We start from the raw sequence: 26980 nt of genomic DNA on the forward strand, positions 1-26980 counted from the left end.
AGTGGGTTAGAGGTTGGCCATAGTTGCGTCAAGGGCCTGTTGCAGGAACGGATCTTGGGGCGGACGACCAATCCAGGCGTGCTTGTTGATGCGCTCCTTGCCATCGCAGTAGATCGCCAGTTCACCTCTTGCAGTGCCGCTGGCCAGCACGAGGCGCAGGTTCCAAGCCTCCTCGGTGACCCCGATGATCTGCAGGCCGTTCGAGACGGCTGCCTTGGTGAAAACTGGGAAGAACTCATTGAAAACGTCGCGCGTGAACCGCGATTCGTGGGCGTTGGGTGGCTTCAGCTCAGGGAACTGGCGGCCTTTAACCCCTGAAAGTCGATCGGCGATCTCCAGACCGAACTCGTCTCTGGGGACAGGCATGATGCTGCCGACGACGCCCTTGCCGTTGTACGCAATGTTGACTCTGGTGAAGCGCGTTCCGTCGGAGATGTAGTAGGCCTCCTGCCATGCATGGTGATCGATCCTTTCGATTCTTATCCCCGCATTGTCTTCAAGTCTATTGGACACTGCGTGGTAGATGCCATCCAGGATGGGATCGCCAGTGCGTGCAGCGGAAGTGCTTTCGTCAGCTTCATCTGAACGAGCGAGCTCGGGCTCGGATGGCGGCACGCGAAGAGGAGCGGGGTCATCAGTCGCCGGTGCGTCAGGGTCCGGATTCGAGGGCGGCGTCGCAGGTCGCGGCTGGCGAGGGCTGCCGGCGCCACCCAAGTCCTGCCAGGGGCGGAAGTGTGGCGGGTTGAGGAGGTGGGCTCGCTTGCTTGCGCGGGTAATGGCCGTGTACAGCCAGCGGAAGTATTCCTCGGTGCGGGGATTGGCGTGGTGGGTCTTGCACTGGACGAAGACGTCAGCCCACTCGCTTCCCTGAGACTTGTGGCAAGTGAGCGCGTAGCCGAACTTCACACGCAACGCGTTGAAGTACGAATCATCTCGAAGCGCATCACCCAATTCCTTCCCGCGCTTGGGAAGGTGAGGATGGCGGCGCTTGAAGTCGATGTACAGGGCTTTCGTCTCATCGGAGCTCAGGTTCGGATGACCGCTGTACAGCAGACTCTCGACGATCTTGACGTTCGCACGCACAACTTCGCCACTGGGCAGCCGGAAGCCGATCTGTACGTCCCTGAATCGGAGGGTCACCTCCGTCTCTTCCACTTTCCCTGTTGACTTGTTCTTGTTGCGGAGCGTGACCGACCTAGATTCCGGTACGTCTACAACACGCGTAACGTAAACAAGGTCGCCGTTGTTGAGGGCGTTTCCGTCTACAAGGCAGTTCATTACCACAACAAGCTTGTCACCTTGGGTGACATCTTCCTTATCAGGGAAAAGCCGGCGGCGCACCTGTTCATTGAACGACGCCACGTCGGCATTCGAACTCGCAATGATCATGGCCACGTCAGAGACCTTGTTGCCGCTCGCTGTCAGATAGGCTGTAACCATGTCGTCGGCCTCTGAGCATGTCTGCACGTCCGGCGCGTCTGTGGACAAGGAAAGTTTGTTGAAGACCTTCTTTGAGAGCGAATCCCGCAGCGCGTTGGCGGATGAAAGTATCCCGCTGTCAGCATCTTGCCGAACGACTTCTGACAGCTCGAATCTGCGGATAGTGGTCACACCGAAAGTCTTGGCGAGATACCGCTGATCAAGCGCCGGAGAGCAGTTCATTCCTACCGGCGGAAGCTGGGCAGAGTCCCCGATGAAAATGACCTTCTTCGTGTGGTCATTGTGGTCGAGATTCACATACTTCATCAGGTCGCTGAGAAGCTTTCCAGAGCCGAACCGGAAGAATTCGCCTTCCGAGTACACATCGGAAACCATCGATGCCTCGTCAACGACATACACGGCATTGTCGGCATCGTTGTTGACTTCGAGCTCGGCGTACAGCTTGAAAGTTTCCGAACCGTCTAGCTCGTCGACCTTGTACTCCCGGATGTCGTCCTTGGAGTAGATCTTCTTGTGGATCGTGGTCGCGTCTCGCCTGGTTTTCTGAGTTATGACACGCGCGGCCTTTCCAGTCGGGGCAGTCAGGACGCACTGACGACCTGCAGCGGCGAGGAACTCAGAGAGCCCTTTGGTAATGAACGTCTTGCCGGTGCCGGCATGGCCGGACAGGATGAAGACGTGCTCGTCCCTGGCGGCTAGGAACGCGTCGAGCTCAAGGACAAGGCTCTCTTGGTTAGCGGTGAGTTGGTATCCATCGAATGCATCACGCAGCCGGATCTCCGGCGTCCATTCTGCTTGCACGAATCCGCCCGCCTCTCTGGATCGCTCCGAAAAAGTTGCGACGTCTTCCCTTCGGATGCGGCGTGCCGCTTCAGCCAGGCGTTCTTCGTACTCGGTTGCCTGTAGCCGCAGCTTCTTCTCCTGCTCAGCAGCCAAGGCCAGCGAGGCTTCTGCGTCCAAGGTGCGCTCGTTGATGATGGCAAGCAGGCGACCTTCCTGGTCCTTGAGATTCCTGACGAGTTCTCTGCTCCTCTCGGAATCATCTCGCTGTTTCTCGAGCTCGAACGCGAGCCGAGCGATTTCCGCTCGCAGATCCCCTTCCTCCTTCTTCCAATCCCGTGGTTGGATGAACGGACCAGGTTTGAAATCCGGGCGAGGGCTGCAGAAGGTGCGGTAGTACCAGATGCAGGCCTCGCGCGCGGAGCGCAAAGCTTTCGCTGCCTCCGCTTGGTCGTGCCGGTACTCATGCACCGCTTCGTTTCCGCTCTTGCGGAGATGGTGCAGAAGTCGTACGACCTTCTCGTCGACGGCGATTCGTGACTTGAGGGAGGCGATTAGGCTGAAGAAGGTTTCATCCGTGCCCGCGACGATGCCAAGTCTGGCAGCAGCATTCCGCGTCAGGTGCTCTGCCAGCTGGCGTAGCTTGACCAGCGTCACGTTTGAGTCGGAGTAGAAAGAGGCTTCTGCGGCCGTCGCAATCTGATGCAGGAGCGGCTCTTGGTCGGAGAGGAATGCGAAGTTGCTAGACAGAGTCGCTGACATGCCTCACTCGCCCCGCCCCTGACCAGCCCAGACTAGATTTTGATTGTAGCGAATGGTCAGTTGCTGATGGCAGCTCGCAGACCTAATTGTCAGCGTAGTCCCTTGAGAGCGGCTCTCAACGGCTCCAGGATCCTGAGCTTGGTGCCGATTCTGACGTATGTCTGTGCGAAAGATGCTTACTCCCGCCAAACACTGAAGCAGCTGTCCTGCGCTAAGCAGTCTGGCGTCGGCAGCCGCGCCATCCCTGACGCGGCCCGCAGCCGCTGGATGACCTGGACTCCTGTCCGGTGCCGCACGTTGCCGACCCCTGCAGGCTAGCCAGAGGGCAGTCCAAAAGCGATAAGGGTTCGCCCCGCCGCAAAGTAGGAAAAGTCTGAGTTCCCGCGCTGAGTCTGCCAATCGCACGGAATGAGACCCAAGGCCGCCATCCTCCCGGCCTCGGAGGATGCATGACCCAACTCGCTCGCCTTGACCTTCAACCAGCTGGCGCGGATGTCGGGCACCTGCTCGCGCCTCGATTGGCCCGCAAATACCCCGATCGCGTAACTGGAGCCTTCGTGGTTCCGGCACGCGAGGGTCGCTTCGTAGACCTGCCCGCTGACCTACCAACGGGTATCGCCGCGGCGTTGCGAGCGCGAGGTCGCGAGCGCCTGTATTCCCATCAGGGTGCCTGCTGGGACGCTGTGCAGCGCGGCGAGGACGTCGTCGTGGTGACACCCACCGCCTCCGGCAAGACGCTGTGCTACACACTGCCGGTCGTGGCCGGCGCCATGACCCGCCGTAGCAAGGCGCTCTACCTCTTTCCGACCAAGGCACTGGCGCAGGATCAGGTGGCCGAGCTGATCGAACTCTCCAAGGCCGGGGACCTTGGCGTGCGCGCTGCCACCTTCGATGGCGACACCCCAGGTGACCAGCGTCAGGCGATCCGTCTGTCGGGCGACATCGTGGTGACCAACCCGGACATGCTGCACCAGGGCATCCTGCCGCACCACACGAAGTGGGCGCAGTTCTTTGAGAACCTGGCCTATGTGGTGATCGACGAGATCCACGCCTATCGCGGCGTGTTCGGCTCGCACCTGGCCAACGTGCTGCGGCGGTTGGAACGCATCTGCGCGTTCTACGGGGTGCGCCCGCAATTCATTTTGTGCTCGGCGACCATCGGGAATCCGAAGGAGCACGCCGAAGCCCTGATCGGCCGCCCGGTCACGGCGATTACCGAGTCCGGCGCTCCGGCTGGGGAGAAGCACGTCCTGCTGTGGAATCCGCCGGTCGTAAACCCGGACCTGGGTCTGCGTGCCTCGGCGCGCTCGCAGTCCAACCGCATCGCACGGATGGCCATCAAGGCCGGGCTTAAGACGCTGGTCTTTGCGCAGTCACGGACTATGGTCGAGGTGCTGACGAAGTACCTGAAGGACGTGTTCGACCATGACCCACGCAAGCCGACGCGCATCCGAGCCTATCGCGGGGGCTACCTGCCCACCGAGCGCCGGGAGGCCGAGCGGGCAATGCGCTACGGACGTATCGACGGCATCGTGTCCACCTCTGCGCTGGAACTCGGCGTGGACATCGGAGCGCTGGATGTCGTGGTGCTCAACGGCTACCCCGGCAGCGTCAGCGGCACTTGGCAGCGCTTCGGACGCGCGGGGCGTCGCCAGAAGCCCAGCCTAGGTGTCCTGGTGGCATCGTCAGACCCTCTCGACCAGTACATCGTCCGGCATCCCGAGTTCTTCTCGGATGCCAGTCCCGAGCACGCGCGCATAGCACCCGACCAGCCGGTGATCCTGCTGGACCATATCCGCTGCGCTGCGTTTGAGTTGCCTTTCCTGGAGGGCGACACCTTTGGCCCAGTCGATCCTGCCGTATACCTGCAGCTGTTGGCCGAGGATGGCGTGCTACATCCCGAAGGTGGGCGCTGGGAGTGGATCGCGGACAGCTATCCCGCAGGCGCCGTCAGCTTGCGCTCGGTCGCGGATGGCAATTTCGTGGTGGTGGATCGCACCGACGGACGCCAGGTGATCATCGCGGAGGTCGATTTCAGTTCCGCGCCGCTGATGCTCTACGAAGGCGCGATTCACATGGTGCAATCCACCCCGTTTCAGGTCGAACGCCTGGACTGGGAAGGCCGCAAGGCCTATGTCACCCGCACCCACGTCGATTACTACACCGACGCGATCGACTACACCCGACTGAAGGTTCTGGAGTCCTTCGATAGCGCTGTGACCGGCGTGGGTCAGGTCCACCATGGCGAAGTTCATGTGGTGCGGCGCGTGTCTGGCTACAAGAAGATCCGCTACTACACGCACGAGAACATCGGCTACGGACCGGTCACGCTCCCCGATCAGGAAATGCACACCACCGCGTGCTGGTGGCAGCTGCCGGAGCCAGTGCTGCATTCGTTGTTCGACAACCGCCAGCAGGCGCTGGACGGCTTCCTCGGGGCGGCACACGCGCTGCATGTCGTGGCTCGCATCGCTGTAATGGCCGACGGGGCCGACCTGCAAAAGGCGGTCGGCAGTGGTGATGGGGCGTGGTCAGCGAGCGGTGACGGACGGGGTCGGGGGCAACTGTGCGCCACCGATGGCGCGGCGGTTCAGGCCGACGCACTGGCCCGCTTCGAGCCTACCGTCTATCTCTACGACAATTATCCCGGAGGCGTTGGCCTCTCCGAGCCGCTATTCCAGCGCCAAGCCGAGCTCCTGCAGCGCGCGCAGTCGCTGGTCGAGGCGTGCGACTGCCGTGCGGGCTGCCCTGGGTGCGTGGGGCCGGTCCTCGACGAAACCGTTCCACTGACGGAAGGACCCCGCCAGCTCGCACTGCGCCTGCTGCGCGCGCTGCAGGCCGCATGAGCCTGACCCTGACCCGGCTGCAGGCGCTACGGCGGCAAAGTGGCGCGCCTGCCGCGGCTGCAGTGGCGACACCGGCCTCTCCGGCGGCGAAGATCGACTCTGATCCGTTGGCCCGCCTGCGTGGCCTGCTACGGGTCAAGCGCCGCGACGCGCCGGCACCTGCATCAGCGGAAGACCGCTTGCTTCCAGGCCGGGAAATTGCCCCCGGCCTCTGGCTGCAGGAAGGTCGCCTGCCGTTCGATCTGCCGTGGCAGCCGCATCTCGACGCCGCCTTCGCCAGGCGCGACGTGCCGTTGCCCACCTCTGAACTCATGTTCTTCGACACTGAAACCACCGGTCTGGCCGGTGGGACAGGCACGCGCGCCTTCATGATCGGCGCAGCAACGCTCGACCCTGCCGGGCTGCACATCCGTCAGCTCACCATCACGAAGACGAGCGCTGAACCGACCATGCTCGACCTGTTCCGCGGCTGGCTCCGACCTAGCACCATTCTGGTCAGCTACAACGGCAAGTCCTACGACGCCCCGCTGCTCAAGACGCGCTATCGCCTGATGCGACAGGCCGAGCCGCTGTCCGCGCTCGATCACGTTGATCTGCTGCATCCCACGCGGCGACGCTACCGGGGTGTGTTCGAGAACTGCAGGCTCGGGACCATCGAGCGACGGGTGCTCGGCATCGTTCGGGAAGACGATCTGCCGGGTAGCGAGGCACCCGGGGTGTGGTTGGATTACCTGCGCGGTAGCTCAGCCAAGCAGTTGCGGCGCGTCATGGCGCACAACCATCAGGACGTGGTGACACTGGCGCGACTGGCCATTCATTTGGGTAGGTGCTAACGCGCATCCCTAGATGCTTTCTAGGTGCGGCTAGGCAGTCAGTAGGGGTCAGATGGCCTCAGCGCAGGCCCTATCTGACCTTGAGGACATCGCTCCACTTCTGCGTGTACGCAGGCGACAAACTGTCTTGGCGCATCGCCCATTTGGGCGTGGCATCCCGCCGAGCTGCCGCCGACGCCAACGCAACGCTGCCACGTCCGAACTTGCGGTTGACCGCATCCATCACTTCCATCAACTTGGCGGAGCGGGGATCGATGCCGGCGAACAGATCGGCCTGCTGCAGGTCCCCATGCGTGAGATCGAGCAGCCCCACGCCGGCCTTCTTGTAACGGTACCCCTTCTTGAACATCGCACGCGTCAGCGCCTGAGCCACGGAGACCACCTCCCGTGTATCGGAGGAGGGTCCGATCAGGTTGAATGCCTTGGACGGATTGTACTGACGAGCCCCCGGCTTGAAGGGGTTGGTGTTGATCCATACCCAGACGCCCGAACAAATCAGGCCACGCTTGCGCAGCTTCTCGCACGCCCGGATTGCGAATGTTGCCACGGCTTGCTGAAGGTCTTCCAAAGATTCCACGTCGTTCTTGAAGGATCGGGAGCAGACGATCTGCTGGCGGTCCGGTTCGTCCTCGACGAGCTCGGCGCAGACGACCCCTTGCAGCTCGCGTTGCGTGCGGGCAAGCACCACCCCGTAGCGCGCGCGCAGGGTCTCGGGATGTGCGCCCATGAGGTCGCGGGCCGTCAGGATGCCTTCGGCACCGAGCCGGGCTGCGAACTTGCGACCAACCCCCCAGAGGTCCTCCACGGGATAGGCTGCAAGCTCAGGAATGGATGCGTCCACGGCCATCACGCCGCCTGGCGTCTTCTTCGCCAGCTTGTTGCCGAGCTTGGCCAGCGTCTTGGTGGGGCCGATGCCGACGCAGCAGGGAATGCCCGTCCACTGGAGGATCCGCTCACGGGCGACGCGCGCGACATGTATGTGATCCGCGACGGGAATGCCTTCCAGCGAGACGAAGCTCTCGTCAATGGAATACACCTCCACGCGCGGGAACAGGTCACGCAGGATGGTCACGATCCGTCCGGACAAATCCCCGTACAGGCCGAAATTCGCAGAGCGGATGATGAGCTGCCTGCGCAAGCTGGGCGCCACCTCGTGAATGGGCTGGCCCATCCTGACGCCGAGCGCCTTGGCCTCGTTGCTACGGGCAATAGCGCAGCCGTCGTTGTTGGATAAAACAACGACAGGCCGGCCAATGAGATCGGGTTGGAAGGCCCGCTCACAGCTGGCGTAAAAGTTGTTGCCATCGACCAGCCCGAGCATCAGCGCCCCAAGTGGTTACGGAATGAATAGGTCACCACGCCCCAGACCTGCAGCTCCGCCTCGTCACCCACGAACACGGGCGGCGAACCGTCGCCCGAGACCAGTTCGACGCCAGAGCGACGGATGCGCAGCTGCTTGACGCAAAAGCCGCCGTCCCACAACACCAGGGCGATGTGACCCGACTTGGCATTGATCGAGCGGTCGACGACCAGCTTGTCGCCGGCGTGGATCCCAAAGCCGCGCATGCTGTCGCCCTCCGCCTGGGCGAAGAAGGTTGCAGGCGGGTTGCGGATGCACAACTCGTTGAGATCCAAGTCCTCCTCCATGAAGTCCTCAGCCGGGGAGGGGAACCCGCAGCTGGCACGCATGCCCAGGAAGCGCAGCGGAAGGTGCGACAGGTCTATGCGGCATGCGGCCAGGGGGACGATGGCGGGGGAAGGAAGGGAGTTCATGGTGGCGGAAGCTTCGCGGGCCAGTGACGCACCCGATGAGACGAGGGGCGCGAAAACTACGCCCCGACCCATGGCGAGTGCCACCGATGACCGCGCAACGCCCAGCCCACCACGGCCGCGACAGAGATGAAAGCGCCCCGGATCCTCTTAGCTGCGATGTGAAGAGGCCTGAACAGGCCCAGCGGGATACTTTCGGGATGGACCAGAATGCCCACTGCGACCTGATGGCGGCCCGGCTGGCCAACCAGAAGCCGCACCTGTTGGCGTTGGCCGAGTCAGGCCACCCGCAAGCGTTTGATCAGGCGTGGAACCTCCTGGACCCGATCTTCTTCGAAGCCGAACGCCATGGTCTGGGCAGTCGTTGTTACCACCTGATAGGGCTGCTCTTGGCTGAGAGCGGATTGAACCGGAGGTTGCGATGAAATCGCGCGTTGAACTCGATGCCATGTTGGATGACCTTGAAGCGCGCCTGCCCGGCTTGCTCGCTAACTGCAAGCAAGAGGACATGCTGGACTGCTTCGCGAATGAAGCAGACGCCATTGATGCCCAGACCAAGGAAGAGGACCACGCGCACGTGTGGGGCCGCCTGCAGCACCTGCAAGGCTGTGCTGGCCTGATTCCAAGTGACGAAGAATGCGCCGATGAATGAAGCAGTCGAGGCGCAGTGGGACGCTGACGATCAGACACTTCAAGAGCTGGTGTGGAAACTTGCGCCCCCGATCCCCAATACCAAGCACGATGATGGAGTGAGCGGTGTGCTATTCGGCTGAAGCGTGGTCCCTGTACGACAACTACGTGCGTGAGTTCGCCGCGGATATCGACATCAAGGCGTTCTGGGAAATCTACCTGGAGCGCGATGAGAAGTACCGCATTCGGAAGAAGCTCTCGGACGGCACGAAGATCCCCAAGGGAATGGACCGAAACTTCCTCCCGCCCAAGTCAGACCTAGAGCGGAAGATTCAAGACCTGATCTCCGAATGGAACGGTCGGAAGCTTGCTGAAAGCGAAGCCGAATTAGCAACGCAAGAGGTGCGACTGGCTGCCGCCGAAGCGAAGCTGGCGGTCAAGGAAACGAAGACGGCGCTCAACGAGCAGCGGATCGCCGGTAACAAGATCAAGCAGATGAAGCGCTGGATCGAGGATGCCAAGCGCACCAGGCACGAGCCGACCAAGGACGACCGAATCTTCCCGGACTGGTACGCGCCCGTGCTTATCGTGGAGAACGGCAAGCGAATCGTGCGGCCCATGCGCTATCACTGCCGACCGGCGGGGATGGATCCGTCCATTGATCGCACCAAGACCGGCCAGGTTTCAGGCACCTACAACGCGCGTCGCGACAACCTGACGCGGTTCTGGCGCAACCAATTTGGCCATACGCACGGGCTGATGCTGGCTGAGACCTTTTACGAGAATGTCGATGACGGCAAGGGCGGGAGCAAGGAAATTCAGTTCCGCCCCCAGACCGGCGAGACGATGTATATCGCTTGCCTCTATTCGCACTGGACCGATCCCAAGGGCATCGAGCCGGACCTGTGGTCATTCGCCGCCATTACCGATGAGCCCGAACCAGAGGTCGCCGCGGCGGGACACGACAGAACAGTCATCAATATCAAGCCTGAGCACGTCGATGCGTGGCTCAACCCCGACCCGAAAAATCTGGACGCGCTGTTCGCGATCTTCGAGGACAAGCGACATCCCTACTATGAGCACCGCGAGGCCGCATGACCATCCAAGACGCATCACAGATTGCCGCCGAGGCTCTGAGCTTCATTGCTGCCTACGATCGCAGCAACAGCTACGAAACGTTCTCGGACCACTACCTTTCGCGCTTCGGATCGATGATGCAGTCGCTACAGCAACCCGACGCAACCGACAGTCAGAAAGCCGCCCTGCACATGATCCAAGACGCGCTGGGCCCGTTCTGCGCTTCCCATGTTGGGAAACTGGATACTGACTCAATGATGGATACGCCTTGACTCCGGAAACCAGCGGCCTCCTCGACGTAGGCTCCGAACTAGCGAGCGGACTAGCCGGCATTTCATAGTCGTACAAATGCCCGGAATGTGTCGGAAGGGCACGCCAGCCAACGGCGGCAAACGACCCAAAGCGGACGCGCGGAGCAAAGTCACCTGCTGTCCTATTTCTGGAAGCGGGCACGTTGACTCATCCGGACGGGGATCGGGGAGGAACTGGAACAACAACTGTGCGACCGCCAGCGTGGAATCGCGCTGCGCACACAACTGGCAGCGCTTGACTTGCAGTCCTGCGTGATTCTCGGCGACCCGACGGTGGCGTTGCCGGCATTGAGATAACGTCGCCACGCCTGTTGCTGAACCTAGCTGTCGGCGGTCGGCTATCCCGGCTTGGCTTCCAGGTACAGCACTCGGAGTGGTGTCAATCTGGAATGGGTCGCCCACTCAGACCTGACCTCCCTAACAGTGAACTGTTGTCCGCGGTCGAGCAGCAACTCCTGCTCAGGGGCTTGGCCATTGGGAGCGTTAAGCACTGGCTCGTTCGGCGGCACTAACGTGTTGATGCGATCGATACGGAGCAGCACGAGCAGTACGCCAGCCTTGGCGAAGCGCTCGGCGTTCTCGCGACACACGGTTGTACTCAGAAATCCGTGAAACTGGACCACATCGCCCACGGTCGCGGCGGCGAGCTCTAGATACTCATAGAACTCATGATGACCAATGCCCTTGTACACGACGCTTTGCGCATCGAAACGGACGCCGAGCTGCAGAAAATATTCGTCTAGCGTCGCTTTGGTATGCTCGAAGTCTTCGCTGTCAGGATCTGTAAAGTCCTCCAGTGAACCAAGACGTTCCTCGGCCGTATCGTCGCCTGAGGAGTACATGCCATACCTGCCACCCGCGCCTTCCAATGTCAGGCAATGGTTGAGGTTGTGTGCGCATAGAAAGCGCCCCTGTGCAGCATGCTGATATGCCTCCAACGCGGGACGTCTGACCGGCTGGATTGCATGGCGAGCAAGGTAGTCGTCAAACGACGTCCATTCGGGGTCGTTGATGCTGGTCGGATTTGGCGGCGCGGGGAGAAAGGTCGAGGTCATCTGCCTATTCTTGCGCAATCCAGTTGCATTCGGCGCTGCCCCGCCCAGGACAGTTTCTGGAACCCGGCGCGTTCGCTGCACGGGTCGCAAACCGCCGTTCAATGCGATCCGACCAACATCGCTTCCGATTGCCGGTCGCGGACATCGAGCAAAGTATCGCCTGCCGAATGCAGACAACAGGCTAGGTACCGCCGCCGACCCAAAGCAACAGCAGCTAGTGCGTTGCTATCCATTAGCCATTAGCCCGACTTCGGTGCCTACGGTTGGCCTGAGTTTGCGGACTCCAGAACATCGATTACTCCGTTGATTGCAGAGATCAAATGAGGGGTCCGCGTCGAGAGGGCGCTTATGCGTCGGATTAGTGCATCGAGGCGTTCATCTCCGACTGGGTTCCGTGGGTCTAGGCCGAGGACTGTGCAAACTCTTTGCACACTTTCGTTGAGAGTTCTGAAATGGCCGCCCTCAAGCTTTGAGATGAGGGAGCGTTCTACTCCTGCATCGACACTCAGAGAGTCCTGCGTTTTATGCAGGTTCCTGCGTGTGTCGGCGATGCGCTGACCTAGTAGTCGGGCGTCATTGGGGCTTGCAAAACGTTCTGACATGTGCAATATAATTGCACATATTGCACAAGGAGTGTAGGGTGACGATCTTCGTTGACGACGAGCGCATTGCTTGGAAGGGTAGAGAGTGGTGCCATCTGGTGGCGGATACCTTGCCCGAACTGCACGACTTTGCGCAGCAGCTGGGGCTTAGAAGCGCATGGTTTCAGGATCGGGCGTCCTACCCCCACTACGACGTAACGACGGCGGTCCGCGAACGCGCTCTCCGAATGGGCGCTCTGCAGGCCGACCGAATCCAGCTCATGGCTTGTTGCAGAAAGCTCAAAGCCGAATTGAATGCAACCCGTCCACTTCGATCAAGATAGGCAGAACCCACCGTTAGGCGAACTCATGGATGCTGCTTCGAGCCCACCCGACCTCACCTTGACCGCCTACTCTGAGCGCGCACAGAAGAGCCAGCGTTTTGGTACAGGATCTCAGGCGCTTCAGAACCTTAGTTTTGGTTACTTTGGGGAAGTGGGTGGCTTGTTAGCTGCACTCAAGAAGGTCAATCGAGACAAATTGCTCGAAACCGACCGGGACTTTGCGTCCGAGGAACTGGGAGACGCACTTTGGTACCTGCTCGCAGTTGCCCATGTACATGGCATCAAGCCAGCGACTTTAGGTGAAGTGGCGCTTGGGCTCTTGCGGACCCATTACCAAGAGCATTCGAAGGCACTAGAGGGCGAGGTGTCCTTCAAAAACATTGACGCGCTGATTCAGGCGCAAGTGAAGCGCCGAGAGGACCGGGATCAGCTGCTCAGCGAGCTCGCCGCCGCAGCTGGCGATCTCGCAGCTGCGACAGGTCCTCAGACCGACATCCGAAATTCCGTCGCCACCACGCAATTCCTTGGCAATCACCTGGCGCTCTTGTCACGCGTGGCGGCGTCGTTTGAACTGAACCTCAACGAGGTCGCTGCCCAGAATCTGGCGAAGATTGCGGATCGCTGGCCGGGCGATGACCCGGAATACATCACGCCGTTTGACCCGGTCTCTGACTACCCGGAGTACGAACAGCTGCCGCGCAACTTCACCGTCGAATTTGATGAACGTGCAAATGGTGGCCAGAAGCACGTCGTCCAGAGCATCCGCGGGGTGTTTGTAGGTGATCGTCTTACCGACAATAGTGTCGAGGAAGACGGCTATCGGTTTCACGACGTCTTCCACCTGGCTTATGTTGCGCACCTTGGATGGTCGCCGGTGATCCGCGGGTTGCTGAAGCGCAAGCGCAAGTCAATGCCGCATGTGGACGAGAACCAAGATGGTGCGCGGGCCATGATCATCGAGGAGGGAATTGCGACGTGGATATTCAACCACGCCAAGATTCGTGGCGATAATTTCGCCGGCGTTGAACGCGGGCAGCTCGCCTTCGGCTTGCTGAAGCAGCTTCGCCAAATGGTGCGTGGCTATGAAGTAGATGCGTGCCCATTGTGGCAGTGGGAGTACGCCATCCTCGACGGCTTTAGGGTCTTTCGGGAGTTGTACGAAGCAAAGAGAGGCCGGGTGCACGTCGACATGGAAGCGCACACGCTAGTTTTTGAACATATGGATTCGTCGCAATGAAGTTCGAACACCTGGTTGATGCGTTGGCGAGTGTTCGACTGAACAACGTCTTCAACCCCTACGCTGACGTGTGTCCGATTCACGACCGGCCGGACGCTCCAGCGGCTCGCCGGGCTAACCTGCTGGGCTTCCTGAAAGCCGCCAGGCGATTGGGCACCGATACGATCTGGATGGGGCGCGACCTCGGATATCGCGGTGGCCGCCGCACGGGACTGGCGCTCACCGATGAACGGCATTTGCCAGTGATTGCCTCTGTCTACGGCAGCCGTGCAGGCCAAGCCACTGTCGGTCCGGCCATGGCAGAGCGCACGGCCGCGGAGATCTGGGCAATCCTATCGCAGCTCTCGGCGCCACCATTTCTGTGGAATGTCTTTCCATTCCACCCGCACGAGCCCAACGATCCCTTTTCTAATCGCAAGTTCACCTCACGTGAGCTCACGGCGGTGCACGAAATCAACAACGCATTGATCCGGAAATTAGGGATTCGAAGGATCGTGGCCATTGGCCAGGACGCCGCACATTACAGTGCCGGTTTCGGCGTTGAGGTCGTTGCCGTCCGTCATCCGAGCTACGGTGGCGTCAACGAATTTCGTGCGGGCATTCAATCGCTTTACCCTGCGTCTGGGCGCATCCCCAGCCAAGCCCTGGCATTCGAGCTGGCGTAGCCGGCAACGACTACAGCGAGTCCAGCAAGATTCCGCCCTCTTTGACGCCACCCCAACTGGCCAAGTCGAGATCAGCGTGGGTGGAAATGCAAGTCAGTTTGCCCAGATCCAGGGAAGCTTGTTCGGCAACGTATTTTTGCAGGCGCGCTAATCCCACCAGATTGCCAAGCGCTCGTTCGCAATAGCGGTGCGAGCGGTAGATGGCCGTCAGATCCAGGACATGCCGGTCGGTAATCTTGAAACTCAGATGGCTCAGGCAAGGGCCACCGTAAGAACGCTTTCGATCCCGGACCGGGTCGTAGGTCGCCAGTTCGGCGCCATCGTCATCGACTGGATCGATGTCCTGGGCCGGATCCGAGGGGGAAAGCTCATACGTTGATTGGTAGATTGACCTGCCTGGCGTGGCGGCGCGCTTGAGCTTTTCGATCACGTCCTCAAGAGGGTTCACCAGCGTGCCGTCGGGCGCCTTCCGCCGGGTCATCCGCTCGAAATACTGCCCCCACGTTCCAGCCTTCTTCGCGCGGTCTAACAGACGCAAATGCTCTTGATAGAAGTCAGGCCGACCTCGGCGATCGTAGAGGCCTTGCGGAAAGATGGTGCCGGCGATGGTATCGATGGACAAGCCATTGTCTTGCGCGACGATTCGCGCGTCGACGCGTCGCAGAGTGTGAAGATCGCTCCGCCGCATCACCCCAGGGCGAGAGATCTCCAGCACAAGGTTTCGCCCCAAACCGCCTGCGGCTTGCAAGTGCCTGGCGGCTGTGAGCCAGGTGGGGACGATGCGGTCATTCGAATCGAATACGGCTGCCATGTATCAGTCTCCAAAAGCACAAAGCGCATGGGTCCGGATGTAGGACGCAGGCAACCACGCGTGGCCGCTATCTCCCCAGCTTTCGCCCCAGCTGTTTCGAATCAGCACATGCCGTTCGTTGCTAACGCTGTCGTAACCCATGCCAACCGCGATGACTGCGTGCGAGAGGCCGAAGATCGCATGCGGCGAGAAGGGAACCTGCGGAACATTCGCAGTCACGGTGAAGAACTCCACTGTCAATCGCAGGACCAGCCCGATCGAGCGATCACTGGTCAAGGCGCTTTCAATGGTGCCCATTACGGGCAAGTGCCGGCCGTAGTCTCGCGCAAACAGAGGGGTGCACTGCGGGTTTGTTGCTAGCGGGAGGGTCGGTTCCACCGCGACGTAGGGGACGGCGACTTCAAGGGCTTGTCCTGGCGTGGATACCGCGCGCAGAGCGGCATCCACTTCAAGCCCATCTCCCGGTTTCCATCCAGGCATCAGCCCGGCGGCCTCCCGGTATAGGTATTCCGGGCTCAGCTGTGCCGACTGCTGATGGCGTTGCCCATTGAGATCCGAGAGCGCAAATGCCATGCAAGTCGGGCGGTCGCCCTGATTACGAACTGTCCCATGGAAACCGCGCAGATCGATTTCGTGAATGATCGTCATGCGTCGGTGATCTCGGCCAGGAGCTTTCCTTGGGACTGCTTGTCTAGGCCAATCGCCATCGACTCGAACTCGGCGGCCAGCGTGAAACGGGCTTTATGCGCTTCATCCGTACGCCACGGTTGGGCCTCTTTGAATTCCAGTTCAAGGCGTTCGGCCGGTACATCCAACTCCCGTTCGATTCCGTGCTCAAGCACGTAGCGCTGTCGTGCGCGCCCACCGACCACCAGAGGCTCGTCGGCCCTCTCCGCGGTCGCCTCGGCGTCCACGGTGAGGGGTGCGAGCCGGAAGCCGGCATCAGCGACCTCATCGATCGACCAGAGGTAGCCTGCAGACGCATGGTTCGGAAGATCTACGACGAACCGGTCCTGCGGACGTGGCTCCAGGATTCGATCGCGGTCGTTTTCATCCAGCAGCCAGACATCGCTCAGGGTTTGCTCGGGCATCCACGTCGCCAGCTCGCGCTTCAGGCGTTGCAGCGGAGTCTGTGAAAGCTTGTCCCCTTCCGCGGGTCCTACGGACAGCATCTCCAGGCTGATCAACGTCCAATAGGTCGCGGTGAAACTCGTCCCCAGCCGTAACGACAACTGATACAGCGTCCTGGGATTCTTCAAGTCGCTCAGTCGCCATCCCTTCCGCCGCATCACATCCACGATGAGAGAACGTGGCATCAGCAGGTGGTAGGCAAACCAGTCGGCTTCGCGCTCCTTGGGGTCACCCTTGGCGCCATAGTCGAGCACCTGGTCGACGGTAGTCTCGTGACCAAGGAAGAAATGGCCGAGCTCGTGGGCGCAGGTCATGTGCACCATGCCTGGAGGCCGATCGATGTTCACCAGGATGCCAGACTGCTCATCCCGGAAAAAACCGCCGAGCAGGTCCTGGAGACTCCGCTTCATGACGGCAAGGTCCGCATCGATTGCGATCTTGAAAGGATCTACGCGCGTGTAGCCTTGGTCTCGAATCCGGTCGAGCGAACCGCTGTCCCTGAGGATGCCGGCTGCCTGCTGTGCGATTTGCAATCGTTCCTTGCGACCCAGCATCCCGAGCTCCTATTTCTGCGGCTTCTTGCCCGTTTTTGCGTCGGAAGAGCGCTTAAGAAATGACGCGAACCTGGCCACTTCCTCCATGTCTTTTTGAGAGAGCCCCTTGACGGCGCGAGCAAGAAACTGGACCTGCGCCGGCACCGCGCCAACAGCATCTTCGCCGGACAGCAAAAAAGTTACCGATTGGCGATAGAGCGTCGCCAACTTGTCGAGCTCCACGGCCTCTACCTTGCGATTACCCGTTTCGATGTTGGTAACTGCAGGCCGAGACACACCCAGCGCCTGGGCTACCTCTTCCTGTGACAGCCCGACGTACTCCCGCGCCTCGCGCAATCGCTGCGCCATTGCCGCCCGCAGCTCTTCGGTTTGACCGCGGGTGTTCACGGTGATGCCCCTAGGCATTCATCGACCGCGTTGGTCACTTCCTGGATGAATTGTTCCCTGGACGAGTAGCCACCCTTGCGCACGATCTTTTCGATGGAGAGCTGCTTTCCGATGACCTTCTCGATATCGAGCAATACATCCACCGCAGTTATCGAATCCAGCTGCACTAACGGCTCATCGATCGCGATCTCTTCATCCGCGCCCCCCTCATCCGCAGGAACTTCCAGTACGTTCTGATCCCAGAACGCAGAAAGGACGTCGTGCAGTTGCTCGTGTTTGGCATTCATTTCCCACCTCCCCGCTATGGAAGAATATCTAACCAGTAAGTAAGAATATCGTACATGTTGGACGTGAGGTCAACAGCTGTTGATCAGACAACAGGATTCGGCTTGAATGGCGGGCAAATACCACGGCGTCATGTGGCCAACGCTTGCGGATTTCTCGCAAGGCGAACCGACTAGAAATGCACTTAATCGATTGTTGGCAGTTGCCCACTTACGGACAGCATCGGCAACTCCTTGCGAACCCGGTTAAGCGATCAGCCTATGGTTGCGATTAGGGAACTCGGCGATGTCCGTGCGAACGGGCGACGCGGAACTCGATCGGTTCATTCTTGTGCGTTTCGATCCCGCTGCGTTGCTGACAGCGATCAAAAGATCTTTTACCGTCCCGCGGCATGCGATCTCACAAGAACGTTGCGTTCCAACACGACTAAACGGCTGCTTATAGATCATTCGACTGGAGCGCTTGCAGGCCTTACGTCCGCTGCTGGCCGAGGCCGTGTGAAAACCCCGCCTCTACTGGCATGATCTGAGCACCGGTCGATGGGTGCTCTGCATGAAGCGATTCGTGGATGGCGTTGATCGTTCCCAAGGGCTTCTGCTCCCTGATCGGCTTGAAGACTACGTCCACGAAGACAACCCCGTTCGGGTGGTCGATGCCTTCGTCGAAGCACTCGACCTGAGCGCGCTTGGCTTCGATGCCGCCAATCGCGCGGCAGGTGGTCGGCCCGCGTATCACCCCGCGGTGCTGCTCAAGATCTACATCTACGGTTACCTCAACCGCATCCAGTCCAGCCGTCGCCTGGAACGAGAGGCGCAACGGAACCTGGAGCTGATTTGGCTGACCGGCCGGCTGGCACCTGACTTCAAGACCATCGCCGACTTCCGCAAGGACAACGGCAGCGCGATCACGGCCGTGTGTAGTCGGTTCGTCGCGCTGTGCCGGAACATGAAGGTCTTCTCGCACGCGATCGTGGCGATCGACGGCAGCAAGCTCAAGGCGGTGAACAGTCGGGATCGCAACTTCACCGTCGGCAAGATCAAGGGGCGCCGGAAGCAACTGGAGGAGAGCGTTTCACGTTATCTGGCCGAACTGGATCGGGCAGATCGCGATCCGGCTCTGCTGCCGGAGGGCCGCGTACCGCACCTGAAGGACAAGCTGGCCAAGCTGCATGCGCAGATGGAGAAGTTGGACAGCATCGAGAAAGAGCTTAAGGCCTCTCCAGACCGCCAGATCTCGATGACGGATCCGGACGCGAGGTCAATGACCTCAAGCGGGCGCGCAACCGGCACTGTGGGCTACAACGTGCAAGCGGCCGTCGAAGCCAAGCACCACCTAATCGTGGCATACGACGTGACGAACGACGGTCATGACCGTGCGCAGCTCTCACATATGGCGATGAAGGCCAAGGATGCCCTTGGTGCCGAACACATGACGGCGCTTGCGGATCGCGGTTACTTCAGCGCCCCTGAGATCCTGGCGTGCGAGGAGGCAGGCGTCATTCCGCTGGTGCCCAAGCCCCTCACGTCGAACAGCAAGGCCGAAGGTCGGTTCGACAAACGGGACTTCGTCTACGACGCAGCCGCGGATGAGTACGAATGCCCGGCGGGCGAACGGGCGATCCACCGCTTCACCACAGAGGAGAAGGGGCTGACCTTGCATAAGTACTGGTCATCCGCCTGCCCCCGTTGCCCGATCCGGAAGAAGTGCACGACTGCCACCTACAGGCGTATCGGACGATGGGAGCACGAGCATGTGCTCGAGCGAATGCAGATGTTGCTGGATGCCAGGCCAGAAGCTGCCGTGGCACGAAGACAGACGGTGGAGCATGTCTTCGGAACGCTCAAATCTTGGCTCGGCACAACGCCATTGCTGACGAAGACGCTACCGAAGGTCAGAACGGAGATCAGCTTGGCGGTGTTGGCCTACAACATGAAGCGGATGATCAAGATCATGGGCACCGAGGGCATGGTGCGGGCCATCGCGGACTGAGCATCTCGTTCTTTTGCTGCAGCTCTACTTGCTCAAACTGGCTGCATCGTCGTCGGCAGCACCGCGCCCGGGAGTTTTTACACAGCCTCGACCCGAAGCGGACCCTCGTGCAAAGGTGGGATTTAAAGCGATACTTGGAGAAGTTTTGGGGGGGGGGAAGCGTTGGCTCCCTTCAAGTCTTGTCACGCATTCTATGCGTCCATACGCGATCATGTTGACTGACTTGTGACGCGCTCTTTAATATTAAAGTCCATTATAACTCTGCGCCACTTCGTCGGGCAGCGTAACTGAGGCATTAATCTGCGTCACTTAGCACATGCTGATTCTAGCTAAAGGCCAATTCGACCTTGTGCAGGTTACAGACCGATTAGCGATCACTTTAAGGAGCTATGATGATGATGAGAATTCCTGGGCTAGCAGATGTAGTACGCACTTTTAATATTCGCCATTGGACTGATATTCCAGAGCAATCTAAACAAGCCTTTAGATTGGCGGAGAGTTTTAATGTTAGGACATTGATTTCAGCTTACCCATTATTGAAGTACGCGCCAGGCAGGTCGCTCATGATTACGGCGCTGACAGGCGCTCCACTTGATCCGTCCGACTATCGGCAGCTACTTTCCGTGGCTTTTCGCGACAATTGTTATACGGTAAGACTACGCGCTACAGCGTTGGCTGCGACATTAACTAACTCAAACATTCTTGACCTACTAGACGAGCTCAGTTTGTGCGGAGATGAAAGATCGCGCGCCGACGCAGAAGCTGCTGCTCGTTCTATTATCTTATCTGATCACCAGCAGTTCGTGAATCGCGAAGAAGATGAGCCTAGATATTGGATTCCAACAATATGGCATTTAATGAGAATAGAGCCAGGCAAGCTCCCCGAAACATGCATAAACGGTAACTACTTCTTCACTAGCTATCTTGATTGCTACTCGAATCATGATTTCATTATGTCATTTGATAGCATGGACAGTAAGAGCAGTTAGGGTTATTCAGACAATGTCTACTCTCAACCTTTTTTCTGTGAAGGCGCTCGCTATGCCGTCACGGGTGCTAGACGGGTGTGATGTTGCGTCAAGGGACAAAGGTGATATGGCAAGGCTGCTGCGCCATTCTTTCATGTGCTTCCTGCACATCTACTCGTGAAGCAGGCGCGTTTGGGGGGCAGTCTGACGTCCGCTCTTGGCCGACTTCTGCCTGTCACCGGCAGGTAGTGCGCGCCCTCAAGCAAAAATTTTTCAGACCTATAACACCCCATTGAAGCGGGACAGTCTTGCTTCACGCCCAGGTGCTGCGTTCCTAGCGCCTAGTGGGGTCTAGCCATGCGCGACGACACCAAGGAGACGATCTACTGCGTCCTTATCGTGGCAGCCGCGGTCCTGGCCACGCTGCTAAAGAAGCCGCCGTTTGATCGCTTCCCCTAGCCATTCACTGGCACTCACAGAAGGCCCGCCTTTACCGGCGGGCCTTCTGCGTTTATGCCGCCCAACACGAGGATTCAACATGCACCTGGTCGAAACGATGGCCTATGCCGGCGAAAAGCCTTGGCATAGCCTTGGCAACAAGCTCACCACCCTGCAACCCATCGACGTCTGGAAGCGCCAGGCGGGCATGGACTGGATGATCGAGGAGTCCGAAGTCCGCTACATCACGGGCAACCGCACGGTCGGGGCGATCCATTCCTTCCCCGAGCAGAAGGTGTTGTACCGCTCCGACACCAAGCGCCCGCTGGCGGTGGTGTCCAAGCGCTTCCAGGTCGTGCAGCCCGAGGAAGTGCTGGAGTTCTATCGCGACCTGACCGAGTACAGCGGCTTCGAGCTGGAAACCGCCGGTGTGCTGAAAGAAGGCCGCAAGTTCTGGGCACTCGCTCGAACCGGCCAGAGCACCACGCTGAAGGGCAAGGACCAGGTCAACGGCTACCTGCTGCTGGCAACGGCCTGTGACGGGTCGCTGGCGACCACGGCCCAGTTCACCTCGGTGCGCGTGGTCTGCAACAACACGCTGCAGATTGCGCTGGGTGACAACCGGGGCGCGGTGAGGGTGCCGCACCGCTCGGCGTTCGACGCCGATGCGGTCAAGCAGCAGCTGGGCATCACGGTCGCGCCCTGGAGTCCGTTCGTGGCCAAGATGAAGGACCTGGTCGCCTGTCCGGTCGATCCGGACTTGGTCGACGGCCTGCTGCGGCGGGTGCTGGTCTATCCCGGCCAGGCCGGCAAGGCGCCGGTGGTCAACGAGCGGGCCGTGCGCTCGGTGCGGGCTCTGTACGAGGGCGGTGGCCGCGGCGCGCAGCTGGCCTCCAGCCGGGGTACGGCCTGGGGCCTGCTCAACAGTGTCACCGAGTACGTAGATCACCACCGCCGCGCGCGCAGCGAGGATCACCGTCGTGAAGCGGCCTGGTTCGGCCAGGGCGCGCAGTTCAAGCAGCGCGCTTGGGATGAACTCATCCAGCTGACCACCTGATCCCAATCCTCGTTGTTCCTCCCCACGCCCGGCCCCTGCCGGGCGTTTTCATTTGGAGAATCGTGATGAAGAAGAACGCCGCCTTGCGGCTGGTGGACACGCGGACGCTCGATCGCGAGCAGTGGTTATCGGTGCGCCAGGGCGGCATCGGCAGTTCCGATGCCGCCGCGGCCGTGGGCCTGTGCCCCTACAAGAGCCAGCTGGAACTGTGGATGGAAAAGACCGGCAGGACGCCGGCCGAGGATGCACCACCCGGCATGGACGATCCGCGTTACTGGGGCACCTTGCTGGAGCCCTATGTGGCCGTCGCGTACTCGCAGCAGACCGACCGCAAGGTCCGCAAGGTGAATGCGGTCCTGCAGCACCCGAGCTTCCCCTACATGCTGGCCAACCTCGATCGCGAAGTCGTCGGCTGCCCCGATGTGCAGATCCTGGAGTGCAAGACCGCCGGTGAATGGGGATCAAAGCTGTGGCGGGATGGTGTCCCGGAGTACGTCCAGCTGCAGGTCCAGCACCAACTGGCGGTGACCAATCAGCAAGCCGCCGACGTGGCGGTGTTGCTGTGCGGGCAACGGCTGGAGATCCACCGGATCGAGCGTGACGAGGAGGTCATCGCCCGGCTAATGGTGCTGGAAGCCAGGTTCTGGCAGTACGTCACCACCGACACCGAGCCGCCTGCCGACGGCAGCGAGTCCGCCGGGAAGGCGTTGCGCCAGCTGTACCCCGGTGGTGGTAACACCTTGGACTTTTGTGAGGACCGGGGCCTTTCGGACACCTTCGCGGAGCTGGTGGCCCTGAAGGACGAGCTGGACGTACGCGGCAAGCACGCCGAACACCTCAAGCAGACCCTGCAGCAGGCCATGGGCGATGCCGCCCGTGCGGTCTTTGCCACCGGCGAGGTGAGCTTCAAGCGGGCGCAGGATGGCACCGGCCTCGACACCAGGCGCCTGGCCCAGGACCACCCGGATCTGGTGGCCCAGTACAGCGTCACCAAGCCCGGCGCTCGCCGGTTCCTGATCTCGGCCAAGGCCGATCACCCTTAGGAGAACACCCATGCTCAAAGGCTTTGCAATCACCCCACCGGTGGTGGGTAGGATCTCGATCGGGCGCGTGGTCGAACGCAATGGCATGCGCCTGCCAGAGAAGGACGACCAGTTCACCCTCACGAGCCAGGTCCAGAACCGAGACGGTTGGTTGTTGCATCCGCTGGACGAGGCACTCCGCCAGCAGGCCGGCGGCAAGCTGCGGAGCCTGCCGGTCCGGCTGCTGTTCAACGATCCGAGCCTCAACCTGCGGGCGGACTTCAATCTGTTCGACCGAACCACGGGACGACCCCTGTGCGTCGGCAATGGCGAGAGCTGCAGGAGATTGGGACAAGAGGGCATCGAGGCCTTGCCCTGTCCAGGACCGGAGGGCTGTCGATTTGCCGAAGGCCAGTGCAAACCCTACGCACGGTTCAACGTGCGCATCGGTGAGGAGGACGAGACCGGCACCTTCGTGTTGCGCACGACATCTTTCAACACAATCCGCACCTTGGCAGCGCGGTTGCATTATTTCGAGGCCGTCTCAGGCGGGTTGCTGGCCTGCCTGCCGTTGGAACTGAAGCTGCGCGGCAAGTCGACGACCCAGAGTCACCGTGCGCCAATCTTCTATGTGGATCTTTCGGTCCGTTCCGGCATGGCGCTGGAGCAAGCGATCACCGATGCACGTCGACTGGACGGGGAACGCAAGCAAGCCGGCTTCGACCAAGCCGCGCTGGATGAAGCGGCACGCCAAGGCTTTGCCAACGGTGCGTTTGAAGAGCTGGAGGAAGACGTCCCGGCGGTCGTCGAAGAGTTCTTCCCCGATGAACAAGGCACGGCCGCAAAGCCGAATGTGGCCGCACCGAAGGGCCTCAGCGGACGCCTCCAGGAAAAGATCGCCATCGCCAGCACAGATTAGACGAACCGAAACACTCATCCATGCAAGCGAAGGCGAAGGGGCCAACTATGGCCCCTTCGCTTTGTCGCGCAGGGCAGATCAATGCATCACCGACAAGGACACCGAAATGCGACCCGAAGCATCGCAAGGCAACCGGCTGTACGTGAGAAGTGAGTTGCGGCGCTACCGCATTGCCAATGCGGATGAAATCATCGAGGCGGCAAGGGCCGTCGCGGGCCAAAGGATGCAGCGCGGGGAATCGTTCACCGATCCACAGGCATCCGGAAGGTTCTTCCAAGACAAACTGGCAGGACTGGAGCGGGAAGTCTTCGCAGCGGTCTTTCTGGACACGCGCCACCGGCTGATCGAATACGTGGAATTGTTCCATGGCACCGTCGACGGGGCCGAGGTACACCCGCGTGAAGTGGTCCGGAAAGCCCTTCGCTGCAATGCGGCAGCGGTGATCGTGGCGCATAACCACCCCTCGGGGACCACGGATCCCTCTGCGGCGGATCGGGCGGTAACTGCCAGGCTCAAGCAGGCACTTGCGCTGGTGGATGTCCGGCTGCTTGATCACATCGTCGTCGGAGCGGAAGAGGCGCGATCGATGGCAGCGGCCGGAACGGTCTAACTACCGATTGCAGAAGCAACGGGCGAGAGCGGGAGCTCTCGCCCTAGTTGGGCTTCTCTTATTTTCTTGCTGTGCACGCTCCGAACTCAGCCCGGCGTCAAGCGGTACAGGGTTGCCGGTATGACTGCCTGGGATCTGAGGTGATCTGGGTCAAAGCGAGGTTAGGTGGCAGGCGGTGTCAGCAGCCCGGCACGGTGCTTGCAAAAACGTTGAACATTTTTCCGTCGCGCGGGTTCTGGTCCAAATCCAGACTTGTTCCAAGCCGGATGACATCCGGCCCGGGACTCCGGCCGGACTCCTTCGTTACCAACCTAAAACAATGAAGGAACTAGCAATGACTACCAAGAATCATGTCGCGAACAACAACGAGGACGTCTGTCGCTCCTCGGAAACGACGCAACTGGATGGGGTGCCCTTGTGGCAGACCGAGAGTTCGAACCTGCGCTTCAAGGAGCTGCTCAAGTTCATGCGCATGAGCAAATCGAAGGCTTACGAGTTGATCAAGGGTGACCCCGATTTCCCGAAGGGAATCCCGCTGTACGACGGGGATCGCTCGCCGAAGATCTACCGCCTGACCGATGCGCTGGCCTGGATCGAAATGCGCAGCAACAAGCGCCGTGGCCAGTAGGAGAATTCGGATGAACACGATGACGAATGAGATTCCGATGGCGGCGAGCGCCGCGTTGGAGAAGTTGAAGCTCGCGCTTCAGAGCCAGGTCGTCTCCGGTATGGCTAGGAGGACGGCTGACTTCAAGGAAGCGTACCCGCTGATCGAGCAGCACCTAGCGTGCGGAGGGTCGCAGAAGGCGGCTTGCGATCAGTTCAACGCCGCGTATGGCTACAAGTTCCACCAGCCGCAGTTCAGGAAGTTGCTGAATGCGGAGCGCAAGTGGCGCGCTGAACGTGGCGACGAGGCGAAGTGCGACAAGTGCGGGACGGTGCTGCACTCGGTCGCCGATGGCGCGGTGTCTGTCAACAACATGGAGGGCGAGTGATGAACGGTTTGTTCCCGAAACCTCTCGCGCCCACTCCGTATCCGTTGGACGCGTTCCTGGTGATTGTCCGTGAAACCGGCTACGAACTCAGTCGCAACGTGCAGGCGCCGGATGCGATGGTCGGCATGGTCCTGATTAACGCGATTTCCATGGCATGCCAAGGCCTGATCGATGTGAAGCTGCCGACCGGTCAGGTGCGACCGGTGTCGCAGAACCTCTTGCTCGTTGCTGAATCCGGCGAGCGAAAGTCAACGCTGGCATCGCTGCTGCTCGCGCCGTTCCACGACGCGGACTTGCGGGCGATCACCAGCCAACACCTCAGGATGGCGCAGTACCAGGCCGAACTCGATGCCTGGCAGGCCAAGAACAAGGGCCTGCGACGCGCTATCAGCAAAGCCAGCAGCCAGGGTAAGGACACCCGCGAGTTGGATGCTGAGTTGGTCGAGCACGGGACTCGGAAACCCTGCGTGCCGCGCTTGCGCTATTTCCTGCGCCAGGACATCAGCGCCAAAGCGATCATGGAAGCCTTGCAGGGCGACGGCGAGTCCATCGCGCTCACCACGGACGAGGGGCAGATGCTGTTCCAGAGCTCCGCCATGTCGCACCTGGGTCTGCTCAACCGTCTGTGGGATTCGCCGGAGGTGCTGCCGCTGGATCGCGCTGGCAAGGAGCACATTCTGGCCATGAATCCGCGCGTGTCGGTCAGCATCATGACGCAGAAAGCGCCGCTGCAGGCCTACCTGGAAAAGCGGGGCTCGGTGGCGAAAGGATCTGGGCACTGGGCGCGCTATCTGGTGGGTTGGCCGGCGTCGACCCAGGGTTATCGCTGGGTGAATCCGCAAGAGCAGACTTGGGAACACCTCCCGGTGTTCCATGCGCGGATCAAGGAGCTGTTGGCTGCGTACAAGAGCATGATCGAATCGGGCCAGATCGAGCGCGAACAGATTGAGTTCTCGGACGACGCGAAAGCGCGTTGGTTTGGCCTTGCTGCCGAGACCGAGCGTATGTTGCGTGAAGGCGAGTACCTCAGCGACATCAACGACTTCGCGTCGAAGGTGATGGAGATCCTGGCGCGCCTCGCTGCGGCGATGCACTACTTCGGTGGTGAGGGCGGCAAGATCACGCTCGACACGCTGGAGCGCGCATTCAAGATCATTCGCTGGCACGTCGAAGAATACAAGTACCTGTTCTCGCCCCAGTTCGTGGTCCCCCAGGATCAGGTCGACGCACAGGCGATAGCGAACCACCTGCGGTCGCGCTACTGGGGTGGACCTTTGTCAGACAGCTATGCGCCGAAGAACCGCGTGCTGCGCGTAGGCCCTGTCCGCGACAAGGCGCGCCTGAACGACGCTCTGGAGCTGCTCGCAGCCCAGGGGGCAGTGGAGGTTGGTGTTGCGCCGAAGGACAAGAAGACGTACATCCGGTTGATGAACCACTTCTTCGGCAGCATGTAGTCCGACGAGGTGATCGAGGAAGCCCCGGC

28 protein-coding genes are annotated in these 26980 nt (G+C 60.5%); 19 read left to right on the forward strand and 9 right to left on the reverse strand.

Going from position 1 to position 26980, the window contains the following annotated elements:
- Positions 1 to 6 precede the first annotated feature (6 nt).
- Positions 7 to 2982: an ATP-dependent DNA helicase gene (locus tag CSC66_RS04010; protein ID WP_162376083.1), complete on the reverse strand. Its 2976-nt coding sequence runs from the start codon at positions 2980 to 2982 to the stop codon at positions 7 to 9.
- A 449-nt stretch (positions 2983 to 3431) separates the two neighbouring features.
- On the opposite strand from CSC66_RS04010, the gene CSC66_RS04015 reads away from it, so the two are divergent.
- Together CSC66_RS04015 and CSC66_RS04020 are read left to right on the forward strand one after the other, a co-directional pair.
- Positions 3432 to 5828 (forward strand): DEAD/DEAH box helicase, encoded by a 2397-nt coding sequence (locus CSC66_RS04015; RefSeq protein ID WP_162376084.1) that lies wholly within the window; start codon positions 3432 to 3434, stop codon positions 5826 to 5828.
- Positions 5825 to 6661, forward strand: a complete 837-nt coding sequence (locus CSC66_RS04020) for a ribonuclease H-like domain-containing protein (RefSeq protein ID WP_162376085.1) — start codon at positions 5825 to 5827, stop codon at positions 6659 to 6661. The genes CSC66_RS04015 and CSC66_RS04020 overlap by 4 nt, the downstream gene beginning before the upstream one ends.
- A 70-nt stretch (positions 6662 to 6731) precedes the next feature.
- On the opposite strand, the gene CSC66_RS04025 is transcribed toward CSC66_RS04020, so the two are convergent.
- Complete coding sequence (locus tag CSC66_RS04025; protein ID WP_162376086.1) at positions 6732 to 7982, reverse strand: Y-family DNA polymerase; 1251 nt, start codon at positions 7980 to 7982, stop codon at positions 6732 to 6734.
- Positions 7982 to 8434, reverse strand: a complete 453-nt coding sequence (locus CSC66_RS04030; protein WP_162376087.1) for a LexA family protein — start codon at positions 8432 to 8434, stop codon at positions 7982 to 7984. Before CSC66_RS04030 ends, CSC66_RS04025 begins: the two co-directional genes overlap by 1 nt.
- Positions 8435 to 8631: 197 nt before the next feature.
- Between CSC66_RS04030 and CSC66_RS04035 the strand changes: the two genes are divergently transcribed.
- Genes CSC66_RS04035 through CSC66_RS04050 form a run of 5 tightly spaced genes read left to right on the forward strand, consistent with a single transcriptional unit; the run spans position 8632 to position 10410 of the window.
- Positions 8632 to 8856, forward strand: coding sequence for a hypothetical protein (locus CSC66_RS04035; RefSeq protein ID WP_162376088.1), 225 nt, complete (start codon positions 8632 to 8634; stop codon positions 8854 to 8856).
- A complete protein-coding gene (locus CSC66_RS04040; RefSeq protein WP_162376089.1) occupies positions 8853 to 9083 on the forward strand; it encodes a hypothetical protein in 231 nt (76 codons plus the stop codon). The genes CSC66_RS04035 and CSC66_RS04040 overlap by 4 nt, the downstream gene beginning before the upstream one ends.
- Entirely contained in the window at positions 9076 to 9204 is a 129-nt protein-coding gene (locus tag CSC66_RS17685; RefSeq protein WP_274381852.1) for a hypothetical protein, read from the forward strand. Before CSC66_RS04040 ends, CSC66_RS17685 begins: the two co-directional genes overlap by 8 nt.
- A gap of 25 nt (positions 9205 to 9229) precedes the next feature.
- On the forward strand, positions 9230 to 10159 hold the full coding sequence (locus tag CSC66_RS04045) for an SOS response-associated peptidase family protein (protein ID WP_379655864.1): 930 nt from the start codon (positions 9230 to 9232) through the stop codon (positions 10157 to 10159).
- On the forward strand, positions 10156 to 10410 hold the full coding sequence (locus CSC66_RS04050; RefSeq protein WP_162376091.1) for a hypothetical protein: 255 nt from the start codon (positions 10156 to 10158) through the stop codon (positions 10408 to 10410). Before CSC66_RS04045 ends, CSC66_RS04050 begins: the two co-directional genes overlap by 4 nt.
- Positions 10411 to 10787: 377 nt before the next feature.
- Here the strand turns inward: CSC66_RS04050 and CSC66_RS04055 are convergent, their stop codons facing one another.
- On the reverse strand, positions 10788 to 11504 hold the full coding sequence (locus CSC66_RS04055) for an ADP-ribosyltransferase (protein ID WP_162376092.1): 717 nt from the start codon (positions 11502 to 11504) through the stop codon (positions 10788 to 10790).
- A 640-nt stretch (positions 11505 to 12144) separates the two neighbouring features.
- On the opposite strand from CSC66_RS04055, the gene CSC66_RS04060 reads away from it, so the two are divergent.
- Genes CSC66_RS04060 through CSC66_RS04070 form a run of 3 tightly spaced genes read left to right on the forward strand, consistent with a single transcriptional unit; the run spans position 12145 to position 14331 of the window.
- Complete coding sequence (locus tag CSC66_RS04060; RefSeq protein WP_162376093.1) at positions 12145 to 12429, forward strand: DUF4031 domain-containing protein; 285 nt, start codon at positions 12145 to 12147, stop codon at positions 12427 to 12429.
- Between the two features lie 25 nt (positions 12430 to 12454).
- Positions 12455 to 13666 (forward strand): nucleoside triphosphate pyrophosphohydrolase family protein, encoded by a 1212-nt coding sequence (locus CSC66_RS04065; RefSeq protein ID WP_162376094.1) that lies wholly within the window; start codon positions 12455 to 12457, stop codon positions 13664 to 13666.
- Positions 13663 to 14331, forward strand: coding sequence for a uracil-DNA glycosylase (locus CSC66_RS04070; protein ID WP_162376095.1), 669 nt, complete (start codon positions 13663 to 13665; stop codon positions 14329 to 14331). Before CSC66_RS04065 ends, CSC66_RS04070 begins: the two co-directional genes overlap by 4 nt.
- A 10-nt stretch (positions 14332 to 14341) precedes the next feature.
- Here CSC66_RS04070 and CSC66_RS04075 read toward each other — a convergent pair whose 3' ends face one another.
- The 5 genes from CSC66_RS04075 to CSC66_RS04095 are packed head-to-tail and all read right to left on the reverse strand — an operon-like array spanning position 14342 to position 17501.
- Complete coding sequence (locus CSC66_RS04075) at positions 14342 to 15142, reverse strand: thymidylate synthase family protein (protein ID WP_162376096.1); 801 nt, start codon at positions 15140 to 15142, stop codon at positions 14342 to 14344.
- A gap of 3 nt (positions 15143 to 15145) precedes the next feature.
- Entirely contained in the window at positions 15146 to 15790 is a 645-nt protein-coding gene (locus CSC66_RS04080; protein ID WP_162376097.1) for a C1 family peptidase, read from the reverse strand.
- Positions 15787 to 16827 (reverse strand): ImmA/IrrE family metallo-endopeptidase, encoded by a 1041-nt coding sequence (locus tag CSC66_RS04085; protein WP_162376098.1) that lies wholly within the window; start codon positions 16825 to 16827, stop codon positions 15787 to 15789. Before CSC66_RS04085 ends, CSC66_RS04080 begins: the two co-directional genes overlap by 4 nt.
- Positions 16828 to 16836: 9 nt before the next feature.
- The gene (locus CSC66_RS04090) at positions 16837 to 17214 is read right to left on the reverse strand and encodes a helix-turn-helix domain-containing protein (protein WP_202935590.1); all 378 of its coding nucleotides are present in this window, start codon (positions 17212 to 17214) and stop codon (positions 16837 to 16839) included.
- Positions 17211 to 17501, reverse strand: a complete 291-nt coding sequence (locus tag CSC66_RS04095) for a hypothetical protein (protein WP_162376100.1) — start codon at positions 17499 to 17501, stop codon at positions 17211 to 17213. Before CSC66_RS04095 ends, CSC66_RS04090 begins: the two co-directional genes overlap by 4 nt.
- A 550-nt stretch (positions 17502 to 18051) precedes the next feature.
- Between CSC66_RS04095 and CSC66_RS04100 the strand changes: the two genes are divergently transcribed.
- The 9 genes from CSC66_RS04100 (at position 18052) to CSC66_RS04140 (ending at position 26951) form a co-directional block, all read left to right on the forward strand.
- On the forward strand, positions 18052 to 19488 hold the full coding sequence (locus CSC66_RS04100; RefSeq protein ID WP_162376101.1) for an IS1182 family transposase: 1437 nt from the start codon (positions 18052 to 18054) through the stop codon (positions 19486 to 19488).
- A 392-nt stretch (positions 19489 to 19880) separates the two neighbouring features.
- Complete coding sequence (locus CSC66_RS04105; RefSeq protein ID WP_162376102.1) at positions 19881 to 20477, forward strand: hypothetical protein; 597 nt, start codon at positions 19881 to 19883, stop codon at positions 20475 to 20477.
- Positions 20478 to 20994: 517 nt separating this feature from the next.
- Positions 20995 to 21951 carry a DUF932 domain-containing protein gene (locus CSC66_RS04110; RefSeq protein WP_162376103.1) on the forward strand — a complete coding sequence of 319 codons (957 nt, stop codon included), beginning with the start codon at positions 20995 to 20997 and terminating at the stop codon, positions 21949 to 21951.
- 65 nt (positions 21952 to 22016) lie between these two features.
- Positions 22017 to 22994, forward strand: coding sequence for a YqaJ viral recombinase family nuclease (locus CSC66_RS04115; protein ID WP_162376104.1), 978 nt, complete (start codon positions 22017 to 22019; stop codon positions 22992 to 22994).
- A gap of 10 nt (positions 22995 to 23004) precedes the next feature.
- On the forward strand, positions 23005 to 23892 hold the full coding sequence (locus CSC66_RS04120; RefSeq protein ID WP_162376105.1) for a recombination directionality factor: 888 nt from the start codon (positions 23005 to 23007) through the stop codon (positions 23890 to 23892).
- Positions 23893 to 23998: 106 nt separating this feature from the next.
- Positions 23999 to 24502: a RadC family protein gene (gene radC / locus CSC66_RS04125; protein ID WP_162376106.1), complete on the forward strand. Its 504-nt coding sequence runs from the start codon at positions 23999 to 24001 to the stop codon at positions 24500 to 24502.
- Positions 24503 to 24836: 334 nt separating this feature from the next.
- On the forward strand, positions 24837 to 25130 hold the full coding sequence (locus CSC66_RS04130; RefSeq protein WP_162376107.1) for a helix-turn-helix transcriptional regulator: 294 nt from the start codon (positions 24837 to 24839) through the stop codon (positions 25128 to 25130).
- A gap of 10 nt (positions 25131 to 25140) precedes the next feature.
- Entirely contained in the window at positions 25141 to 25497 is a 357-nt protein-coding gene (locus CSC66_RS04135) for a hypothetical protein (protein WP_162376108.1), read from the forward strand.
- Entirely contained in the window at positions 25497 to 26951 is a 1455-nt protein-coding gene (locus CSC66_RS04140; protein ID WP_162376109.1) for a YfjI family protein, read from the forward strand. The genes CSC66_RS04135 and CSC66_RS04140 overlap by 1 nt, the downstream gene beginning before the upstream one ends.
- Positions 26952 to 26980: the final 29 nt, after the last annotated feature.

The organism is Pseudoxanthomonas kaohsiungensis (genome assembly GCF_010211765.1).
Classification (GTDB): domain Bacteria; phylum Pseudomonadota; class Gammaproteobacteria; order Xanthomonadales; family Xanthomonadaceae; genus Pseudoxanthomonas; species Pseudoxanthomonas kaohsiungensis.

Bases quoted from the DNA above. Each gene is read 5' to 3' on its own strand.
- CSC66_RS04010 (WP_162376083.1), bottom strand. From the start codon at position 2,982: ATGTCAGCGACTCTGTCTAGCAACTTCGCATTCCTCTCCGACCAAGAG.
- CSC66_RS04015 (WP_162376084.1), top strand. From the start codon at position 3,432: ATGACCCAACTCGCTCGCCTTGACCTTCAACCAGCTGGCGCGGATGTC.
- CSC66_RS04020 (WP_162376085.1), top strand. From the start codon at position 5,825: ATGAGCCTGACCCTGACCCGGCTGCAGGCGCTACGGCGGCAAAGTGGC.
- CSC66_RS04025 (WP_162376086.1), bottom strand. From the start codon at position 7,982: ATGCTCGGGCTGGTCGATGGCAACAACTTTTACGCCAGCTGTGAGCGG.
- CSC66_RS04030 (WP_162376087.1), bottom strand. From the start codon at position 8,434: ATGAACTCCCTTCCTTCCCCCGCCATCGTCCCCCTGGCCGCATGCCGC.
- CSC66_RS04035 (WP_162376088.1), top strand. From the start codon at position 8,632: ATGGACCAGAATGCCCACTGCGACCTGATGGCGGCCCGGCTGGCCAAC.
- CSC66_RS04040 (WP_162376089.1), top strand. From the start codon at position 8,853: ATGAAATCGCGCGTTGAACTCGATGCCATGTTGGATGACCTTGAAGCG.
- CSC66_RS17685 (WP_274381852.1), top strand. From the start codon at position 9,076: ATGAATGAAGCAGTCGAGGCGCAGTGGGACGCTGACGATCAGACACTT.
- CSC66_RS04050 (WP_162376091.1), top strand. From the start codon at position 10,156: ATGACCATCCAAGACGCATCACAGATTGCCGCCGAGGCTCTGAGCTTC.
- CSC66_RS04055 (WP_162376092.1), bottom strand. From the start codon at position 11,504: ATGACCTCGACCTTTCTCCCCGCGCCGCCAAATCCGACCAGCATCAAC.
- CSC66_RS04065 (WP_162376094.1), top strand. From the start codon at position 12,455: ATGGATGCTGCTTCGAGCCCACCCGACCTCACCTTGACCGCCTACTCT.
- CSC66_RS04070 (WP_162376095.1), top strand. From the start codon at position 13,663: ATGAAGTTCGAACACCTGGTTGATGCGTTGGCGAGTGTTCGACTGAAC.
- CSC66_RS04075 (WP_162376096.1), bottom strand. From the start codon at position 15,142: ATGGCAGCCGTATTCGATTCGAATGACCGCATCGTCCCCACCTGGCTC.
- CSC66_RS04080 (WP_162376097.1), bottom strand. From the start codon at position 15,790: ATGACGATCATTCACGAAATCGATCTGCGCGGTTTCCATGGGACAGTT.
- CSC66_RS04085 (WP_162376098.1), bottom strand. From the start codon at position 16,827: ATGCTGGGTCGCAAGGAACGATTGCAAATCGCACAGCAGGCAGCCGGC.
- CSC66_RS04095 (WP_162376100.1), bottom strand. From the start codon at position 17,501: ATGAATGCCAAACACGAGCAACTGCACGACGTCCTTTCTGCGTTCTGG.
- CSC66_RS04100 (WP_162376101.1), top strand. From the start codon at position 18,052: ATGAAGCGATTCGTGGATGGCGTTGATCGTTCCCAAGGGCTTCTGCTC.
- CSC66_RS04105 (WP_162376102.1), top strand. From the start codon at position 19,881: ATGATGATGAGAATTCCTGGGCTAGCAGATGTAGTACGCACTTTTAAT.
- CSC66_RS04110 (WP_162376103.1), top strand. From the start codon at position 20,995: ATGCACCTGGTCGAAACGATGGCCTATGCCGGCGAAAAGCCTTGGCAT.
- CSC66_RS04115 (WP_162376104.1), top strand. From the start codon at position 22,017: ATGAAGAAGAACGCCGCCTTGCGGCTGGTGGACACGCGGACGCTCGAT.
- CSC66_RS04120 (WP_162376105.1), top strand. From the start codon at position 23,005: ATGCTCAAAGGCTTTGCAATCACCCCACCGGTGGTGGGTAGGATCTCG.
- radC (WP_162376106.1), top strand. From the start codon at position 23,999: ATGCGACCCGAAGCATCGCAAGGCAACCGGCTGTACGTGAGAAGTGAG.
- CSC66_RS04130 (WP_162376107.1), top strand. From the start codon at position 24,837: ATGACTACCAAGAATCATGTCGCGAACAACAACGAGGACGTCTGTCGC.
- CSC66_RS04135 (WP_162376108.1), top strand. From the start codon at position 25,141: ATGAACACGATGACGAATGAGATTCCGATGGCGGCGAGCGCCGCGTTG.
- CSC66_RS04140 (WP_162376109.1), top strand. From the start codon at position 25,497: ATGAACGGTTTGTTCCCGAAACCTCTCGCGCCCACTCCGTATCCGTTG.